Genomic DNA, 427 nt, shown 5'->3' with positions numbered 1-427 from the left:
CAACAGGAAAGTCATCCATGAAAAACGAACATGAAGATCCCGGCAGTTTTGGCGAAACAACGACACCGGCATCCGGCAAATCCTTCCTGAAACGCCAGTATATGGGATACAGCCTGCCAGTCTGGGCCGGCTGTGTCCTCATCATCCTGGCCGCAGTCTGGTACAAGTTTCTGCGGACACCCTCAGAGCCCCCTGCAGATGCAGGCTTCGCTGTCACACCGCCCGCAGCCGAAAGCTGGGCAGAGCCCATGCCCATGACGGAGACCGGGAGCGGAAACACCATGTCCGCGCCTCCTGTCTCCCCACAGGCAGACATGCAGCAGCTTGCCCGTGACCTGAAAGCAGAGCTGGACAGGCGGGATGAGGAAATCCGACGTACCCTAACCATGCTGAAAGAGAGCATCACAACCCTTGGCGACACCATACG

1 pseudogene is annotated in these 427 nt (G+C 58.3%); it reads left to right on the top strand.

Going from position 1 to position 427, the window contains the following annotated elements:
- Positions 1-17 precede the first annotated feature (17 nt).
- Positions 18-427: pseudogene (locus tag E0D98_RS25885) on the top strand (conjugal transfer protein); the annotation flags it as partial.

It is taken from the genome of Escherichia sp. KCJ4928, assembly GCF_004352695.1.
In the GTDB taxonomy this organism is placed as follows: Bacteria; Pseudomonadota; Gammaproteobacteria; order Enterobacterales; family Enterobacteriaceae; genus ECMA0423.
Note: the sequence above shows the minus strand (reverse complement) of the source record. Positions and strands in the feature narration are given on the sequence as shown.